The 15,526-nt window shown below is 36.9% G+C and carries 23 protein-coding genes; 19 read left to right on the top strand and 4 right to left on the bottom strand.

From position 1 onward, the window contains the following. Positions 1 to 42 precede the first annotated feature (42 nt). From ACQKEV_RS13540 to ACQKEV_RS13550, 3 genes are all read left to right on the top strand, one after another. On the top strand, positions 43 to 501 hold the full coding sequence (locus tag ACQKEV_RS13540; RefSeq protein ID WP_427446864.1) for an N-acetyltransferase family protein: 459 nt from the start codon (positions 43 to 45) through the stop codon (positions 499 to 501). A 115-nt stretch (positions 502 to 616) separates the two neighbouring features. Then, positions 617 to 1,255 (top strand): VOC family protein, encoded by a 639-nt coding sequence (locus ACQKEV_RS13545; protein WP_427446866.1) that lies wholly within the window; start codon positions 617 to 619, stop codon positions 1,253 to 1,255. A 33-nt stretch (positions 1,256 to 1,288) separates the two neighbouring features. Then, positions 1,289 to 1,663 (top strand): VOC family protein, encoded by a 375-nt coding sequence (locus ACQKEV_RS13550; protein ID WP_427446868.1) that lies wholly within the window; start codon positions 1,289 to 1,291, stop codon positions 1,661 to 1,663. Between the two features lie 74 nt (positions 1,664 to 1,737). Here the strand turns inward: ACQKEV_RS13550 and ACQKEV_RS13555 are convergent, their stop codons facing one another. Continuing rightward, a complete protein-coding gene (locus ACQKEV_RS13555) occupies positions 1,738 to 2,322 on the bottom strand; it encodes a vWA domain-containing protein (protein WP_427446870.1) in 585 nt (194 codons plus the stop codon). Between the two features lie 96 nt (positions 2,323 to 2,418). Between ACQKEV_RS13555 and ACQKEV_RS13560 the strand changes: the two genes are divergently transcribed. Together ACQKEV_RS13560 and ACQKEV_RS13565 are read left to right on the top strand one after the other, a co-directional pair. Beyond that, positions 2,419 to 2,919, top strand: a complete 501-nt coding sequence (locus ACQKEV_RS13560; RefSeq protein WP_427446872.1) for a hypothetical protein — start codon at positions 2,419 to 2,421, stop codon at positions 2,917 to 2,919. A 185-nt stretch (positions 2,920 to 3,104) separates the two neighbouring features. Next, entirely contained in the window at positions 3,105 to 3,620 is a 516-nt protein-coding gene (locus tag ACQKEV_RS13565) for a hypothetical protein (RefSeq protein ID WP_427446874.1), read from the top strand. A 198-nt stretch (positions 3,621 to 3,818) separates the two neighbouring features. Here ACQKEV_RS13565 and ACQKEV_RS13570 read toward each other — a convergent pair whose 3' ends face one another. Further along, positions 3,819 to 4,280, bottom strand: a complete 462-nt coding sequence (locus ACQKEV_RS13570) for a GNAT family N-acetyltransferase (protein WP_427446876.1) — start codon at positions 4,278 to 4,280, stop codon at positions 3,819 to 3,821. Positions 4,281 to 4,455: 175 nt separating this feature from the next. Between ACQKEV_RS13570 and ACQKEV_RS13575 the strand changes: the two genes are divergently transcribed. The 14 genes from ACQKEV_RS13575 (at position 4,456) to ACQKEV_RS13640 (ending at position 13,397) form a co-directional block, all read left to right on the top strand. Next, the gene (locus ACQKEV_RS13575) at positions 4,456 to 5,751 is read left to right on the top strand and encodes an MFS transporter (protein WP_427446878.1); all 1,296 of its coding nucleotides are present in this window, start codon (positions 4,456 to 4,458) and stop codon (positions 5,749 to 5,751) included. A gap of 128 nt (positions 5,752 to 5,879) precedes the next feature. Then, positions 5,880 to 6,218, top strand: coding sequence for a hypothetical protein (locus ACQKEV_RS13580; RefSeq protein ID WP_427446880.1), 339 nt, complete (start codon positions 5,880 to 5,882; stop codon positions 6,216 to 6,218). Between the two features lie 200 nt (positions 6,219 to 6,418). After that, on the top strand, positions 6,419 to 6,769 hold the full coding sequence (locus tag ACQKEV_RS13585; RefSeq protein ID WP_427446882.1) for a hypothetical protein: 351 nt from the start codon (positions 6,419 to 6,421) through the stop codon (positions 6,767 to 6,769). 109 nt (positions 6,770 to 6,878) lie between these two features. After that, positions 6,879 to 7,232 (top strand): VOC family protein, encoded by a 354-nt coding sequence (locus tag ACQKEV_RS13590; protein WP_427446884.1) that lies wholly within the window; start codon positions 6,879 to 6,881, stop codon positions 7,230 to 7,232. A gap of 24 nt (positions 7,233 to 7,256) precedes the next feature. Continuing rightward, positions 7,257 to 7,685 carry a GNAT family N-acetyltransferase gene (locus ACQKEV_RS13595; RefSeq protein ID WP_427446886.1) on the top strand — a complete coding sequence of 143 codons (429 nt, stop codon included), beginning with the start codon at positions 7,257 to 7,259 and terminating at the stop codon, positions 7,683 to 7,685. A gap of 31 nt (positions 7,686 to 7,716) precedes the next feature. Next, complete coding sequence (locus ACQKEV_RS13600; protein WP_427446888.1) at positions 7,717 to 8,505, top strand: HAD family hydrolase; 789 nt, start codon at positions 7,717 to 7,719, stop codon at positions 8,503 to 8,505. Between the two features lie 226 nt (positions 8,506 to 8,731). After that, the gene (locus ACQKEV_RS13605; protein ID WP_427446890.1) at positions 8,732 to 9,094 is read left to right on the top strand and encodes a cupin domain-containing protein; all 363 of its coding nucleotides are present in this window, start codon (positions 8,732 to 8,734) and stop codon (positions 9,092 to 9,094) included. Between the two features lie 49 nt (positions 9,095 to 9,143). Next, on the top strand, positions 9,144 to 9,581 hold the full coding sequence (locus tag ACQKEV_RS13610; protein WP_427446892.1) for a GNAT family N-acetyltransferase: 438 nt from the start codon (positions 9,144 to 9,146) through the stop codon (positions 9,579 to 9,581). Positions 9,582 to 9,640: 59 nt separating this feature from the next. Next, positions 9,641 to 10,234, top strand: a complete 594-nt coding sequence (locus ACQKEV_RS13615) for a kinase (protein WP_427446894.1) — start codon at positions 9,641 to 9,643, stop codon at positions 10,232 to 10,234. A gap of 91 nt (positions 10,235 to 10,325) precedes the next feature. Continuing rightward, positions 10,326 to 11,090, top strand: a complete 765-nt coding sequence (locus ACQKEV_RS13620) for an alpha/beta fold hydrolase (protein ID WP_427446896.1) — start codon at positions 10,326 to 10,328, stop codon at positions 11,088 to 11,090. A gap of 33 nt (positions 11,091 to 11,123) precedes the next feature. Then, the gene (locus tag ACQKEV_RS13625; protein ID WP_427446898.1) at positions 11,124 to 11,531 is read left to right on the top strand and encodes an NUDIX hydrolase; all 408 of its coding nucleotides are present in this window, start codon (positions 11,124 to 11,126) and stop codon (positions 11,529 to 11,531) included. A 22-nt stretch (positions 11,532 to 11,553) separates the two neighbouring features. After that, entirely contained in the window at positions 11,554 to 12,105 is a 552-nt protein-coding gene (locus ACQKEV_RS13630; protein ID WP_427446900.1) for a 2'-5' RNA ligase family protein, read from the top strand. 26 nt (positions 12,106 to 12,131) lie between these two features. After that, positions 12,132 to 12,479: an NIPSNAP family protein gene (locus ACQKEV_RS13635; protein ID WP_427446902.1), complete on the top strand. Its 348-nt coding sequence runs from the start codon at positions 12,132 to 12,134 to the stop codon at positions 12,477 to 12,479. Between the two features lie 246 nt (positions 12,480 to 12,725). Beyond that, positions 12,726 to 13,397, top strand: a complete 672-nt coding sequence (locus tag ACQKEV_RS13640) for a permease (protein ID WP_427446904.1) — start codon at positions 12,726 to 12,728, stop codon at positions 13,395 to 13,397. Between the two features lie 236 nt (positions 13,398 to 13,633). On the opposite strand, the gene cysK is transcribed toward ACQKEV_RS13640, so the two are convergent. Further along, on the bottom strand, positions 13,634 to 14,551 hold the full coding sequence (cysK, locus tag ACQKEV_RS13645; RefSeq protein ID WP_427446906.1) for a cysteine synthase A: 918 nt from the start codon (positions 14,549 to 14,551) through the stop codon (positions 13,634 to 13,636). A 138-nt stretch (positions 14,552 to 14,689) separates the two neighbouring features. Then, complete coding sequence (locus ACQKEV_RS13650) at positions 14,690 to 15,397, bottom strand: hypothetical protein (RefSeq protein WP_427446908.1); 708 nt, start codon at positions 15,395 to 15,397, stop codon at positions 14,690 to 14,692. Positions 15,398 to 15,526: the final 129 nt, after the last annotated feature.

Genomic DNA, 15,526 nt, shown 5'->3' on the forward strand with positions numbered 1-15,526 from the left:
TGTTGTTAATTAATCTATAACGAAACTTGAGGAGGTAGTGTAGTGAAACAACACAAAATGATAATTACACAGTATAGCCCCGAATACGCTGAACAAACAGTTGAAATGTGGCGAGGTAGTAAGGAACAGGCTATTGGTCAGAAAGAAATTCACAGCTTTGAAAATCACGTTTATTTTTTAAATCAAATATTACCTGAACAGTTTCAAATAGATATTGCGTTAATTGATGAAAAAGTAGTTGGAATGATTGCCTACAATGAACGGGAAATAAGCCAACTTTATATACATACAGAATATCAAGGCATCGGTATAGGTCATAAATTATTAGATAAAGTAAAAGCGCAATCAAGTGGGAAATTAACGTTATACACATTTGTAGTAAATGAAAATGCACAACGATTTTATGAAAAACATGGATTTGAAATCATAGCTAGAGGACAAGAAAATGAAGAAAATTTACCTGATATTCAATATGAATGGATATCCAAACAAATGATTTAAAGGGTGATTTTGTTTGCGAAAAAAAGTCATCAATCAAAAGCCGTAGCATTCTTTCATCCTTATGTACATATGGTTTGGGGTAAGTGATTTTGTACAATACATTGAGGTGTTGAGAATGAAGATTTTAAAAGTTGTTTTTGAAACCGTGAATATTCAAGAGATGAAAAAATTTTATACGGAAACTTTGGAGATGCCCATTGTAAAGGAAAAGCAAAGCTTCTTTACCGTAAGAGCGGGAAAAACACTTGTTACCTTTCAGCAAACTGACAGTGCTGAAGCTCCCCTTTACCACTTTGCATTAAAAACGAGTCTTTCTTTTTATGATTATATGTTTGAGAAACTGAGTGATTTAAAAGTGAATATTTTGCCGAATTCTAACGGGGAATTAAGTGGGTATTGGGAAGGAAAGCAAGTGTACTTTACTGATCCGGATGGGAATATTGTGGAGATCTTGGAGCGGGAAATTTCTAATGATCAATCGGGTTGGGTTGATGTTTGTGAAGTCGGAATACCTTCTGCAAGTGTTACTGAATTTAGCAATTTCTTATCGCCGATAAAAAATGTGTATCAAACTGAGTCAGATACCTTTAGTTTTTATGGTGATAATCTTGGGAGTCTTGTATTAGTGAAAGAAGGCCGTCATTGGTATCCGACAAATCGACCGGCTACGATTCATCCAATCGTAGTCGAAGTTGAAGGGGATCAATATCAAGAGTTGAAACATCCGGTATTGCCGATTACTGTTAAGTTGTAAAAGCCTTGGTCCAGTGCACTACCTGTTGTGCAAATGAGAATCGCAAGACCGACAGATCAACTAGATAGGGTGATTGATTTTTATGAAGTAGGTTTAGGGCTACAGCGGGTCGGGGAGTTTTGGGGCCATAATGAATATGACGGGGTGATGTACGGGCTGCCCGACAAGAATTATCACTTGGAGTTTACGCGTCATGTATCAGGGTCACCATGCCCAGCACCAACTAAAGACAATCTCCTCGTTCTTTATTTACCGAATTGGGCGGTCATTACCGATGTTGCGAACAGATTAGCGAAGATGGGATACCCGGAGGTTGAAGCGGAAAATCCTTATTGGGAAGAAGATAGTATTACCATTGAAGATCCAGATGGCTGGCGAATTGTTTTATTTTGTTCGACTGGGCTATAAATATTAGAATCGTCTTTTAATAGAGAATGGAGCGATGACGGTTGTCATCGCTCCATTTATGAATTAAGAACTTTTTAACGTTTTCTTCTCATCGAAACATTCTCGTTCACCATTTCATACATGGCTTCTACACCCATTTCAGATGCGACAAAATCAAAGGCATTTTCTGCCTGGATACCTAAGCTGCTTGCTTCTTTTGCTGCATCCATGTTGGCTCCGATGAAAATGAACTCCCATTGCTGTTTCTCTTCCTGAAGCGAAATTAGTTTTTTTACTTTTTCATGCGTAAATTCTCGGCTAGCATTTTCCATTCCGTCTGTCGTGATGACGAAAATGACTTTGCCCGGTTTAAGCTCATCTGCTGTCTTTGCCAATCTGCGGTCGACATCTAAAATAGTCTTTCCGACTGCATCCAACAAAGCAGTTGAACCTCGTACATAATAATCTTCCTGTGTTAGCTTTGCACCTTTTGCATTGATGCCGTTCCACAAAATTTCATATTCGTGATCAAACAGCACAGTTGTTAGTGATACTTCGCCGTCAAGTTCACATTGCTTTTCAATAAACGCGTTAAATCCACCAATTGTATCTTTTTCTAGTCCTGACATCGAGCCACTTCGGTCAAGCAGAAAAATAATTTCTGTACGATTGTTAATCAAAGTCATCATCCTCTTTCATTTGTTGGTAAGATAATCATAACCAGTAATCAAAACGATTTGGTCGCCTGCAAAGCGACATTTTAGGAGGCGGATGTTTTGCTCAATCCACAAATTTTGAAAGACATAGACGCGTATATTCAGAATCACTTACATAACGAGACATTGAACATCATTTTGGAATCTCCAATGAATATGGATATGGAATACATCCAACAATCCGAAAGTCTTACCATTGATTTGGAAGACTATATAAACAATCACCGGAAGCCTACATTAAACCAAGTGTTATTTCGTTTGATTGACGATTCAGGTGAAAGCGATGTCGACATTTATAAAAAAGCAGGAATCGATCGGAAGCTGTTTTCAAAGATACGCTCCAATCCTGACTATCGTCCAAGTAAAAACACGACCATTGCGCTTGCTTTGGCGTTGCAACTCGATATCGATGACACGGAAGAGCTTTTAAGTGCTGCGGGCTACTCGTTATCGGACAGCAACGTCTTCGATCTGGTCATCCAATATTGTCTTGAACATAACATCCACGACATTTATTCAGTCAATGTGGCGTTAGATCACTTCGATCAAAAATGTTTGTAGGGATAACAGGAAATACGAGGAGAATGACTAAACAAAATTTATAGAACGGATACGAAGGAAGAAAATAATTTCAGTTTAAGCTGCAGCCTGCAGTTAGCAATGTGGCAACAATCATTTGTTTTGCAAAAGTGATATCAGAGTCTTTCATTTCATAGCATAAGTGAATAAAATTCGGAGGTGTCTATATGTACGATCCAACCATTTTCGAGAACTTAAAAGTGGCAATTGAAAATCAGGTGTACGACCTGGATAATCTGGAGCGCATTATCGATATCACGAACCGGGACGATCGGATGGATTTTTCCGTGATGGCTAGGGATTTTGCCATTGAATTTACGCTTGTCGATCAAAATAACGTGACTGCGGAAATTGTGTTGAAAGCATCTTTGGAAGATCTGGCAGCAGAGATTTTGGAGAAGCCTGACGGGAATCCTGGTTGTTTCTTGATATTAAGATTTTACAAGCAGGTTCAAAATGTAACGGAACAGTGCAAGAACATTGAGTTAGCACTAAACGGTATTTGGGAGGAAGACGTCTATATTACTCAAACGCTGAGCTTCGTGTATGGTCATGAAGCTTCTAGTTATATGAACATGATTGAAGTGGTATTTAACCACAAAATCAATGAGGACCATATTAGTGAAATCCCTGAATTTCTTGATCATGTGTTGGAAACGTTGGTTGTCTTGAACGATATTTAGCTGTTTAAGGACTGGGGACTTGTTTTTGTGCAACCTGGAAAGTGATTCTGTCTACCTGGAATACCAAATCTTCAACCTGGAGAGTATTTCTGTCTACTTGGAATGACAATCCGTCTACCTGGCTACGAAAATAATCCGTGGCACTTATAAATCAAACACAAAAAGCAGTTAGGAGATGCATTTCCTAACTGCTTTTGCTTATGCTTCACCATTTCTTGCTTTCATCCAAATCCATTGTGAGTTACATGATGTACGTAGACTCACATCTTCGATAAATCCTGCTCCTGCGTAGCATTTTTGAGCACGGCTATTTTCAGGCTCAATTCTTAAATAAATCCATGGATAAGGAAATGCCAGACATTCTTTTTGTAGCATTCGCACAAGTTGTTTTCCAATTCCTTTGTTGCGATAGGAAGGGTGGACTATCAAGTGAGCCAGTTCCAAGTCCCTCTCTTCAACATCTTCCCAAATCTCCCCATAGGCTACCGGTTGGTCTTCCTTCAATAAGATGTAGCCAAATTGGTCAGAAGCTTCATACCAGCTACGATACATTTCAGCAGAGTAAACATCTTCTCCGGTCGCATAGAAACAATCAGTATCATTTTGTAACCAATCGGCAATTAGAAGTTCATCAGATAGTGTGGCACGTCTTAATTCCATTAAAGTTAGCTCCTTAGCAAGAGGTAGTTACTGTGTACAATTAGTTAATTATAAACGAAAACTGTTCGATTAATGAATTTCTATTTTAAATGGGAAAGCATATAATTATTCTGATAAACAAATACAAGATTCATAAACTTACTAGAGATGCATCTTAAGAAATGAGGACTTTGCAATGTCACAAATCCCTGATGAATCAGGCGTAAATAACAGTCAACCAGAGTGGATAAAAAGTTATATTGATTCTCCTGAAAAGCAACAACAGCTGTATCGTAGGACATTATGGGTTGTAGTAATCTCACAAATATTTGGCGGAGCAGGTCTAGCAGCAGGAATAACGGTCGGAGCACTTCTTGCACAGGATATGCTCGGAACGGATCGTTTTGCAGGAGTTCCGGTCGCCTTGTTTACACTTGGTTCAGCTGGTGCAGCGCTTGCAGTAGGAAGAATTTCTCAACGATTTGGTCGACGTTTTGGATTGGCCACAGGTTTCATAACTGGTGGAATCGGCGCGGTCGGCGTCGTGACGGCAGCGTTAACAAACAGTATCTTCCTGTTATTTATATCATTACTCATCTATGGTTTCGGGACTGCGACCAACCTGCAGGCACGTTATGCAGGAACGGATTTGGCAAGTGCCAAACAACGTGGCAAGGCAATTAGTATTGCCATGGTTTCTACCACATTCGGTGCTGTTGCAGGTCCGAACTTAGTGGATGTCATGGGCAGTTTTGCGACTTCCATTGGGGTACCGGCTCTTGCAGGGCCTTTCATTTTAGCAGCCGCAGCTTTTATCGTTGCCGGTTTAGTCTTGCTATTATTCTTACGACCAGATCCGCTTATCGTGGCGAAAGCCATTGCAGAAGATCAGAAAATGAGCGAATCTCCGGATCACACTCCACCTGCACCCGTACTTAATAATCGAGGCATTGTCTTGGGGGCAACCGTAATGGTAATCACCCAGATGGTCATGGTTGCTATTATGACCATGTCAACTGTACATATGAAGCATCATGGACATGGAGCGGGTGATGTCGGCATGGTCATCGGCTTTCATATCGCTGCTATGTATTTGCCGTCTTTGGTGACTGGAGTTCTAGTAGATAAAGTAGGGCGTATGGGAATCACCATCGCAGCTGGAGTTACGTTGATGGCTGCAGGAATTGTGGCAGCATTCGCACCTGTAGATTCCTTATCTGGAATCATCCTAGCACTGATTCTGCTTGGACTAGGCTGGAATTTTGGATTAATTAGTGGAACTGCACTTATCGTTGATTCCACAGATCAAACCACTCGCGCGAAGACGCAAGGGAAGGTAGATGTGTTAGTAGCTTTAGCTGGCGCAACAGGAGGCGGATTTTCTGGCATGTTATTCGCACAGACGAGTTACGCCACACTTTCACTAGGAGGGGGCTTCCTGTCATTGTTGCTCATACCTGTTGTAATCTGGTCACGTAAAATAGCCAAATAAGATAAAAAGGAGGTCAATTCAAATGTGAATTGACCTCCTTTTGTTTATTGAAATATTCTCTGAAAGCTATTGTAAATTTATGTTAAAATTAATTAAATGAAAATTTAGTCTTCTAGGAGTGAAGAAGTATGCCAATGGAAGAGGAAACAATGGGAATGTTAATCGGTGGGTTTTCAATTGTAATGGGTATCTCGTTTATTGTCGTACTGTGGCTCATGCTTTCCAAAGAACGTAAGCCTTTTAAAGTTGCATATGCATGGGTACTTGGGTTCTTCGTGTTCTTTAGTTGGGCGATAGTTCAAGCTTTACAGACACTCCGATTTGATATAAACCATCCGATGGCCTCTGAAGAAATTTCTCTTCGACTCGGAATTACAGGAGTTTTATGGGCAATCAGTATGTTGTTTTTGTTATTAGGATTAAGCAAGTTTTCGTCTACCAAGAAGAAAACACTTGAAACAACATAAAAAAGACAGGAGCACTTGAAAATCGTGTCTTTTATTCAGATACATCTAATTTCCAAGCGCCAATCAAAATTGCTTTGAGGTTGTAAGAGTTATAGAAGAACAATCTTACTAAAGAAAACCAACAATATTATTTATTAAAAAACATAAGAATCTATACCATAAGTAATTGTTAATTTGGAATTAAAAAGGGGTTGTTCCAAATGATCGTAATTGATTCTATATTTCTATTTTTATTATGGGGAATTCCCCTTTTTCTACTTAGGAAAGAATATAGGAAATTGACTCAAGAAGAGAAAATAGAAATAAAGCAGGAACTGAAACGTCCATCTGTTCTACTATCCCATGCAGGAAGTACCGTGTGGATGGCTCTATATGTCACTGGAATAATTACTTCCACTGTGATGTTTCAGCATATTGCTGTCTTCTTATTTATTGTTTCTAGTATCTCTTCGGGTTTTGTCATGTGGTCAATAAGTATAAAAAGAAGCTTGACCCTATTTGCAATTGCCCTAATTGTATTTCTCGCTTACGGCTACGGTTTTTTCTGGTAATGAACTAGTTTCGTGCAGTGAATGAAAAGAAAAAATCGTGGAGAATTGGCTGCTAAAAAGGTCTATTGCTTACTTAATTAAACGATACATAAAAAATGGAGGTTTTCTTTTGAAAAGTCCTATTTTAAATCAAATCGGCACGGTTTTTATACCTGTAAGTAACATAGAAAAATCGCGGGATTGGTATTGTGACCTTTTAGGTATCCCAGCAGATGAGGATATCCAGTTCGGTCATATTTATGTCATACCTATGAGTGGCACAGGGATTGTTTTGGATAGCAAAATCTTCTCAGAAGATAAGATCATTAAAACACCTTTGTTCCATCTCAATACAACAAATATCGAAGAAGCATATCAGTACTTGAAGGAAAAACAGGTTGAATTAATAACAGAAATCGAACATGATCACTATTTTAATTTACTAGACCCAGATGGAAATCATTTAATGATATGTAAGTGCTAATTAACAGGCTAAGAGGAGAAAAAAATGAGTTATCACATCACAAGAGAAAACAATCATGAAGACAAAGAACATGTGAATAATCAGCTGTTTTATTATAACTTGGCTCATTTCCCTGAGGATTTAAGAGGCCGATATGAACAAATAAGTTTATATCTTAAAGATGAAAATGGTCGTGTTCGAGGTGGGTTATTAGGCGAAGTGTGTTGGAATTGGTTAGAGATTCACACATTAATGGTAGATGAAGATATTCGGAAATTTGGATATGGTTCAAAACTTTTGTCAGAAATCGAGCAAATTGCATTAGAGAAAAAATGCGATTTTATAAAGGTAGATACCTTAAGTTTTCAAGCGTTAGATTTCTATGAAAAAAATGGCTATCAAGTATTCGGAAGTATTGATAATGTGGGCAGGGAATTCAAGCATTATTATTTGAAAAAGGATTTAAATATATAAAGTTGGCGTTTTTTTAGGAAGGTGAGGACCAATGATTAAAGTGGTCTTATTTGACCTAGATGGTACATTATTAGACCGGGACCGATCAGTAAAAGACTTTATTGGCTACCAATATGAGCGATTGAATAAACGGGTAGGTCATATTCCCAAAAACGTATATATGTCTAGATTTATTGAGTTAGATCGCCGTGGCTATGTCTGGAAAGATAAAGTATATCAACAGTTAGTCACTGAATTTCAGATTACTGGTGTCGATTGGGCGTATTTACTTGAAGACTATAAAAGTGAATTCAAGAATCATTGTTTCCCATTTCCTAATCTCCACCTTATGTTGGGAGAATTAAGAAGCAATAATCTTGTTTTAGGAATCATCACTAATGGATATGGTCAGTTCCAAATGGATAATATTAAGGCTTTAGGTATTGAAGCGTATTTTGAAATCATCTTAGTCTCTGAATGGGAAGGAATTAAAAAACCTGACCCTCAAATATTTATGAGAGCATTGGATCAACTTAATGTGACCCCAGTTCAAAGTGTATTTGTCGGAGATCATCCAGAAAATGATGTGAAAGCAGCCAAAAATGCTGGAATGAAAAGTATGTGGAAAAGAGATTCTCAATGGAATCAAGTGAATCCGGATTACATAGTAACTGATTTGGCAGATATAACTTCCATCATTATTAATGTAAATAAAGAAACAACTTTGCGAGCTAGGGGAACTTTCTCAAGAAAACATGAAGTTAAAGCTAATGAACTTTCTGAAAAAGCGGTTACAAAAGGTATTTCACTTTCACCTACAGTTACACGCAAAGTTACATAATTAATCTAAAAGTGGGATGTGTTTTGTAATGATGCTATTTAATCTTATAAGCCTCATATTAACAATAATTATTTTTGGGTTTGGGCTACATTTTGCATTTTTTAAGAAAAATAAAAATAGAAATAGTTTTATAATTGGCTACGCTTATTTGTTTGCCGGAGTTATAGGTTTGTTTATAACGATGTCATTCTTTTGTGATTGAAATAAATCTAAAGCGAGGTACCTCATGGAGTTTTATTCATTTAACAAAGAAAGTGGTAAGCAGATTTCAAAATTCAATTCGGATTTTATTATGTCTCGTATTATCCAAACTGATAAGGCAACTAACATTGGATGTATGCATTTAGAAAAGAATGGAATTGTAGGCTACCACCAAGCCGTCGTACCACAACTTTTGCTGATCTTAACAGGAGAAGGTATTGTACGTAATGATCAAGAAGAAGACGTTAAAGTCCAGGCTGGAGAAGCTGTATTTTGGGAGAAGGATGAGTGGCACGAAACGAAAACAATTGAAGGATTAACGGCTATTGTTATTGAAAGTATTGAACTAAATCCTTCTTTATTTATGCCAGTAAAAAAAGAGATTTAGTTTTGTAACCGATGTTTTACATTGAGCAAAAAATGGGTGGGTTAAATAAATGAGAATTCAAAAAGCAACATTAAACGAGCTTGATTCACTAACAGAACTATTTGATTTATACAGGTTATTCTATAAACAAAAATCTGATCTTGAAGGAGCAAGAGAATTTTTAAGAAAAAGGATGATTCACGAAGAGTCAGTAGTATTTATAGCATTTGATGAAAATAATTCTGTTGGTTTCGTTCAGCTATTTCCTATATTCTCTTCAGTAAGTATGCAACGTTCATGGGTTTTAAATGATTTATATGTAAAAGAAAATGCTCGTAAAAAAGGGGCTGCAGAGAAACTGATTAATATGGCCATTCAATTTGCTGAAGAAACAGGTGCAAAAGGAGTTTCACTTGAGACAGGTAAGGAAAACTTCCCAGCACAACGACTTTACGAAAGAATTGGTTTTGTAAGAGAGTCAAATCATTTTTATTATTTTTCAATTTAGTAGTGATATACCCGCGATGTGTATGCATGTAAAAGGTTAATTTTAGGGGTTGGGACTGAATGCAAGATTGCATACTTTCGAGTTTGAAAGAAATTCCAAAAGTTAAACAAGGTCAAAGGTTAGTTCTAGGAATAGATGGATTAAGTCGTTCTGGAAAAACAACTTTTGTAAAAAACGTTGAACAGCATTTCCAAGAAAAAGATATCCCTTTGTTCATTTTTCATATTGATGACTACATAGTTGAGAGAAATAACCGTTATAACACTGGTCGTGAAGAGTGGTATGAGTATTACCATTTGCAATGGGATACGGAGTGGTTAAAAGATCATTTGTTCAAGAAACTTAAATCGTCCGAGGAACTACATTTACTAACATACGATGCTTCATCCGATACACGAAAATCACAAGTCGTCAGTTTCCCTGAGACTTGTCTTATTATCATCGAAGGGGTATTTCTACAACGAAAAGAGTGGCGAAGTTTTTATGATTATTTGATTTACTTGGATTGTCCGAGAGAGAAAAGATTTAATCGTGAAAGTGAAACAACACAGCTAAATATTGAGAAATTTAGAAATAGATACTGGAAAGCAGAAGATTATTATTTGGAGACTGAATCTCCTAAGAAACAAGCAGATATGATATTCCTAAATTAAATCGGTGCATGAGTCAAAATCAACGAGCTGCTAGAACAGCTCTTTTTTCCTATCATCAGGAAAGAAACATTAACAAAGTGAGGTGGACCTATTGAAACTAACGAAATATACAATGGAAACGTCTAAAGGAAAGCTACAATATAATATTTGTGAAAACGGCAAACCAAATATTGTATTGATTAATGGTGGTTCAGGGCCATTAGAAGGTTGGATGAAAGTACTACCGGAAATTTCGGAGTCATCATCTGTATTTGCTTACAATCGTTTTGGAGTTAGTGGTAGTGATAAACCACAAGAATCACAAGATGGATTCACCATTATTAATACTCTTCGCGAAGCTTTAACAATCGTGGGATTTGAACCTCCATTCTTATTAGTTGGACATTCCTTAGGTGGATTATATGCAAATTTGTATGCTCGACTTTATCCAGAAGAGGTAACGGGAATAGTCTTTTTAGAATCCAGCCACCCGAAAGATTTAAGTCTAAATCAATATCAAGGTAAGTCCGTACGAGCAATCAATAAAATGTTTACACTGTTTGATTCCTTGTCCCCACATAAACAATTCATTGAAGTTCATTTTGTGAAAGAAACTGTGAATCAAATTCAACAATTAGATGCTTTCCCCGAAATACCTGTAATTGTCATTACGGGTGGAAAAGAAAATCGAATGATGCCAAAGGATATTCGGAAAAAACGACTTGCGAATCAATTGGAACTACTGACAATCTCTAAAAATAGTAGACATATTATCGCGGAAAAAAGTGGACACTTCCCCCAATTAACAGAACCATCAGTCGTCATTGAAGCGATTAAAGATTGTGTAAAACAAATACAAACGAAAACACGAAATTAACTTTAAGTAGTGTGTGAAAGTACGGTGGGTAATTTGAGAGACAGAGCAGGAGTTATTATCATAGAAAAAAATCAGGTTGCGCTGATTAAAAGAATTAGGAACAATTCGGTTTATTATGTTTTCCCTGGTGGAGGTATTGAGGAGGGGGAAGATCCTGAAACAGCGGCAAAGAGAGAAGCCTTTGAGGAATTAGGTGTAAATGTAAATGTGAGTGAGTGCTTTTCAAAGGTTGAGTTTAACGGTACACAATACTTTTTCTTAGCTGAAATTGTTGACGGAACTTTTGGCACAGGACAGGGTGAAGAATACACCCGTGTAAATAGTGATAGAGGTACATATTTGCCAATACGGATCGATATTGAAAACCTATCAAACCTTGACGTTAAGCCTAAAGAAGTTGCTATAAAAGTCCAGTCCATCTTCAACAACAGCACAAACTAATTTTTTCAGGGAGTGATATTTATTGCAATATTTTATTGGGATTGTACCTTCAGATGAATACAAAATAAAACTAATAGAATTTCAGCAGAAATGGAAAAATAACCGGATTACAGATGTTGTCGAACCACATATCACGCTGAAGGCGCAAGGTGGATTATCCCCAGATGAAGAGTGGTTAGGTAAAGTTAGAGAAGTATGTCATAACTTTCAACCCTTTCAAATAACACTGGATCAACCAATGTTATTCGGAGACGACATTCTTTATTTAAGTGCAAATTCAGAAGAATTATTTGAATTACATAGAAGTATTGTCCAAGAAGTTTCTCCTTCCAAGGACTTAATTAAAAAGTATTTTGAACTCGAAGATTTTGTGCCACATCTGACGCTAGGAAAAACAACTTATGGTTTATCAAAGCTGGAACTTATAGATATGAAAGAATTAGCAGAGAAAGAACTTAGCCCTTTTCCTACTTTCGATGTTAGATTTGTAAGAGTTTATCAAGAGATTGAAACAAATAAGTATATAAAGTATTTAGATATTCCTTTAAATCGCTTTGTTAAGGAAGATCTTTAAATAAAAACATTATTGGAGGTACATTTATGTTTTATAGGAGAAAATTTTACACAGTTAAAATCGATTTTGTAGAGAAATTTAATGAACATTTCAACAAAACTAATTTACCTAATCAACTAAAGTACGGAGCACGTTTGGTAGGGCGATGGATGAAGGATAACAAAGATAATACCGTAGAAATTTTTGCCATTTGGGAATATGACAGTTATGAGGATTACATAGAAATAGAGAATAATGTAAAAGGTGACGCTGCTCACGTAAAACGAATTAAAGACTGGTACGAGAAAAATGGTGGTAGAGATCATGTTTATAGTGAATATATATTGGAAGTCAGAAACGAACCGTTATTGTCCACTCTAAATAAAGAAAACTAAGGATACTGTGAACTATTTGTTCAACTGACGAGTCCTAGTTTTCCTCAAACAATTCTTTATTTGCAAGATACTATAATGCACTAATTGCGAATTTCCGATTTTTTCACATTCATAAAAGATACTGCCATTAACTTAACGGGTTCTCTTTTGGAGTACAACCAATTGTTGATGAACAGAGTAAAGAAAGATAGGATAAAAATGAAATTCAGACCGTGTGCATTCAATAATTCGTAGGGTGATAAATCGATGATAGGAATAAGTATAGCAACGAAGTGGGAATATGAAGCTTCATTGGAATATTTCGGCATAAAAGATAATGACCGTTTCGATTATCCTTATGGCGAGTATTTCATAAGAACAATTGATGATACCGAACTTGTTTTTTATAGTACAGGTGTAAGAAAAGTAAATGGTGTCGGTGGTAATCAGTATATGATTTCTAAATTTAATTTAACTAAAGTAATCGTTGCTGGAACTTGTGCAGGAATAGATGATAATTTCAGTAATTTAGATATTTTTGTACCCGATAAAGCCGTTCAATATGATTGCACAGTAAAAGAAATCGAGCCTCTTATTAAACAATCCTTCATAGTAGATATTGATTTATCCAAATATGGAAATGATTTTTATACTGGAACAATTGGCACCGCTGATAAAGCAGTAGTTATGTGGAAGGACTATTTAGAACTTATAGAAAACGGAATAACAATAGCCGATACAGAAGCGGGTTCAATTGCTTATATCTGTAAGAAGAATGATGTTGAATGCATTATTATTAAAGGGATATCTGATTTTCCAACAGATGAAAGAAACTCTGATAAATTCGAATCGAACATTGAACAAATTAATGTTTATTTAGAAAACACCCCCAAAGTTATGAACAAAATATTTGGCGAATATTTAAAAAGATTTATTTAAAAAAATGTAATTGAAGTAAAAGGGTGCGATTACAAAGAATGAAGATCTGTCCAATTGCAATCAATAAAAATGCTAAAAGCACTGCGATTTGTGCCTTTTCGTTTGCTAATTTATATGGGATTCTCTGTGTTTTTTAACTTTTTGTACTCCAAAAGAGAACCCGTTACCATTAACTATTGCCAAAAAAAGCTCAGTCCCAAATGGACCGAGCTTTTTATAATTTCAGTAAAACATTTTTAATCAAACAAATTCATGCTCAAGTAACGTTCTCCAGTGTCCGGAGCAATGCACAGCACTTTTTTGCCTTTGCCTAAACGTTTAGCGATGTCGATAGCTGCATAAACGGCAGCACCTGCAGAAGGTCCAACAAAAACGCCTTCTTCGCGTGCCAGTTTTTTGAACATGTCAATTGCTTCGTCATCTTCGATTTGCATAATTTCGTCGTAAACTTCTGTATTCAAAATATCGGGTATAAAGCCTGGGCTTGTCCCGACCAGCTTGTGCTTACCTGGTTGACCACCAGACAATACAGGAGATCCTTTTGGTTCAACAACAATGACATACAAACCGGGTAAATTTTCTTTTAACGTTTCACCTGTACCTGTGATGGTTCCACCTGTACCTGCAGTTGCCACGAAAGCATCCAGTTCACCATTCATTTGCTCCAGGATTTCTAATGCAGTAGTTGTCCTGTGGATATCCGGATTTGCTGTATTTTCGAACTGTTGTGGAATAAAACTGTTCGGAATCTCATTTTTTAATTCCAGTGCTTTTTTAATGGCACCAGGCATTTTTTCTTCGTTTGGCGTCAATACAACCTCGGCACCGAACGCTTTTAAAAGGTTGATGCGTTCCTGAGTAGCATTATCCGGAAGCACTAAAATAGCCTTGTAGCCTTTAGCCGCAGCCACCATCGCAAGGCCGATTCCGGTATTGCCGCTAGTTGGTTCAATAATCGTCGCGCCTGCGTGAATTAACCCTTGTTCTTCAGCAAGTTTGATCATATTGTTAGCCGCACGGTCTTTTACACTTTTAGTTGGATTGAACATTTCTAACTTCACGTAAACGTCTGCTGCTCCGTCCGGAACGATTCTATTTAACTTGACGACAGGGGTATCCCCAATCAAATCGGTTATATTGTTAACAGGTTTCATATATTTAACAACCTTTCACTAAGCGTTACTTTCATTCTTCTATTGTAGTACATTCAAGACAACACGGGCTATTAAGAGGATTTGTTACAAATAAAAAACAGGTATCAGAAGGAATTTCCCTGATACCTGTTCATGAAATTAAAGCTCTTTATATTCTGTCATCGAGTCCATATGGCTCGCAATCATGGCAATCATTGTACTAGCCTCTTCTTTAGAAAATGTAAAGATGCTTTCGTCTTTATGAAGTTCATCATCAATCCAATATCGGTTGACTCTCTTAAGAACGCCGTGGCCAGTATCGCCAACCAACCCGAATTGATAGGTGATTTCTACTTCATCCTCTATGTGGAAAGCTGTGACTTCAGGAGATTCCCATTCAACGCCAAGTTCTTCAGAATCATAGTCATCCTGTAAAATCTCACCGACATAATACTCATCGCCATCTCCATCTTCATCGTCTTCTGATACATACGTTTCTTCTAAGACATAATCATCTTCATCATCAAATTCATCTACATAAAACGCTTCACTATCTCCGTTCATAAAAGAATGGAAGCTTTCGTGAATGGCGTCAATAACATATTCAATATCAGGGAGAATGATTCTTGCCTGCATTTCATATTCGAAATCGAATGTTTCCATATAAAATTCTTCGTTATAAGGATCAAATAGAATGGTGCAGAAAAACTCCCGGTCGTTATCTTCGGTCTCGACGAAAAACTCAATTCTCGGATGTTTGGCACTATGATCAATCGTCATTTGACCGACTTTATCGAATTCATCACAAAGCGAATTCAGCTGATCCTGAAGCTCAGCAGTTACTCGGTTAAACCATTCCATCGACATGCGATACCCGCCCCTTAAAAAAATTCTTCATTCAATTTTTTATCTTTTCCCGTTTCATGAATTTGTTGCATGCCATTTGTATCCAATTTTTAAAGAGATAATTTTATAAGAATAAAGGTTGGTAAAAAG

This window comes from Paenisporosarcina sp. NPDC076907 (genome assembly GCF_050269735.1).
Taxonomy (GTDB): domain Bacteria; phylum Bacillota; class Bacilli; order Bacillales_A; family Planococcaceae; genus Paenisporosarcina.

Excerpts from the sequence above, each read along its gene's own strand:
- ACQKEV_RS13545 (WP_427446866.1), top strand. The coding sequence starts at position 617 with ATGAAGATTTTAAAAGTTGTTTTTGAAACCGTGAATATTCAAGAGATG.
- ACQKEV_RS13550 (WP_427446868.1), top strand. The coding sequence starts at position 1,289 with ATGAGAATCGCAAGACCGACAGATCAACTAGATAGGGTGATTGATTTT.
- ACQKEV_RS13565 (WP_427446874.1), top strand. The coding sequence starts at position 3,105 with ATGTACGATCCAACCATTTTCGAGAACTTAAAAGTGGCAATTGAAAAT.
- ACQKEV_RS13570 (WP_427446876.1), bottom strand. The coding sequence starts at position 4,280 with ATGGAATTAAGACGTGCCACACTATCTGATGAACTTCTAATTGCCGAT.
- ACQKEV_RS13575 (WP_427446878.1), top strand. The coding sequence starts at position 4,456 with ATGTCACAAATCCCTGATGAATCAGGCGTAAATAACAGTCAACCAGAG.
- ACQKEV_RS13580 (WP_427446880.1), top strand. The coding sequence starts at position 5,880 with ATGCCAATGGAAGAGGAAACAATGGGAATGTTAATCGGTGGGTTTTCA.
- ACQKEV_RS13585 (WP_427446882.1), top strand. The coding sequence starts at position 6,419 with ATGATCGTAATTGATTCTATATTTCTATTTTTATTATGGGGAATTCCC.
- ACQKEV_RS13595 (WP_427446886.1), top strand. The coding sequence starts at position 7,257 with ATGAGTTATCACATCACAAGAGAAAACAATCATGAAGACAAAGAACAT.
- ACQKEV_RS13600 (WP_427446888.1), top strand. The coding sequence starts at position 7,717 with ATGATTAAAGTGGTCTTATTTGACCTAGATGGTACATTATTAGACCGG.
- ACQKEV_RS13605 (WP_427446890.1), top strand. The coding sequence starts at position 8,732 with ATGGAGTTTTATTCATTTAACAAAGAAAGTGGTAAGCAGATTTCAAAA.
- ACQKEV_RS13610 (WP_427446892.1), top strand. The coding sequence starts at position 9,144 with ATGAGAATTCAAAAAGCAACATTAAACGAGCTTGATTCACTAACAGAA.
- ACQKEV_RS13615 (WP_427446894.1), top strand. The coding sequence starts at position 9,641 with ATGCAAGATTGCATACTTTCGAGTTTGAAAGAAATTCCAAAAGTTAAA.
- ACQKEV_RS13635 (WP_427446902.1), top strand. The coding sequence starts at position 12,132 with ATGTTTTATAGGAGAAAATTTTACACAGTTAAAATCGATTTTGTAGAG.
- ACQKEV_RS13640 (WP_427446904.1), top strand. The coding sequence starts at position 12,726 with ATGATAGGAATAAGTATAGCAACGAAGTGGGAATATGAAGCTTCATTG.
- cysK (WP_427446906.1), bottom strand. The coding sequence starts at position 14,551 with ATGAAACCTGTTAACAATATAACCGATTTGATTGGGGATACCCCTGTC.
- ACQKEV_RS13650 (WP_427446908.1), bottom strand. The coding sequence starts at position 15,397 with ATGTCGATGGAATGGTTTAACCGAGTAACTGCTGAGCTTCAGGATCAG.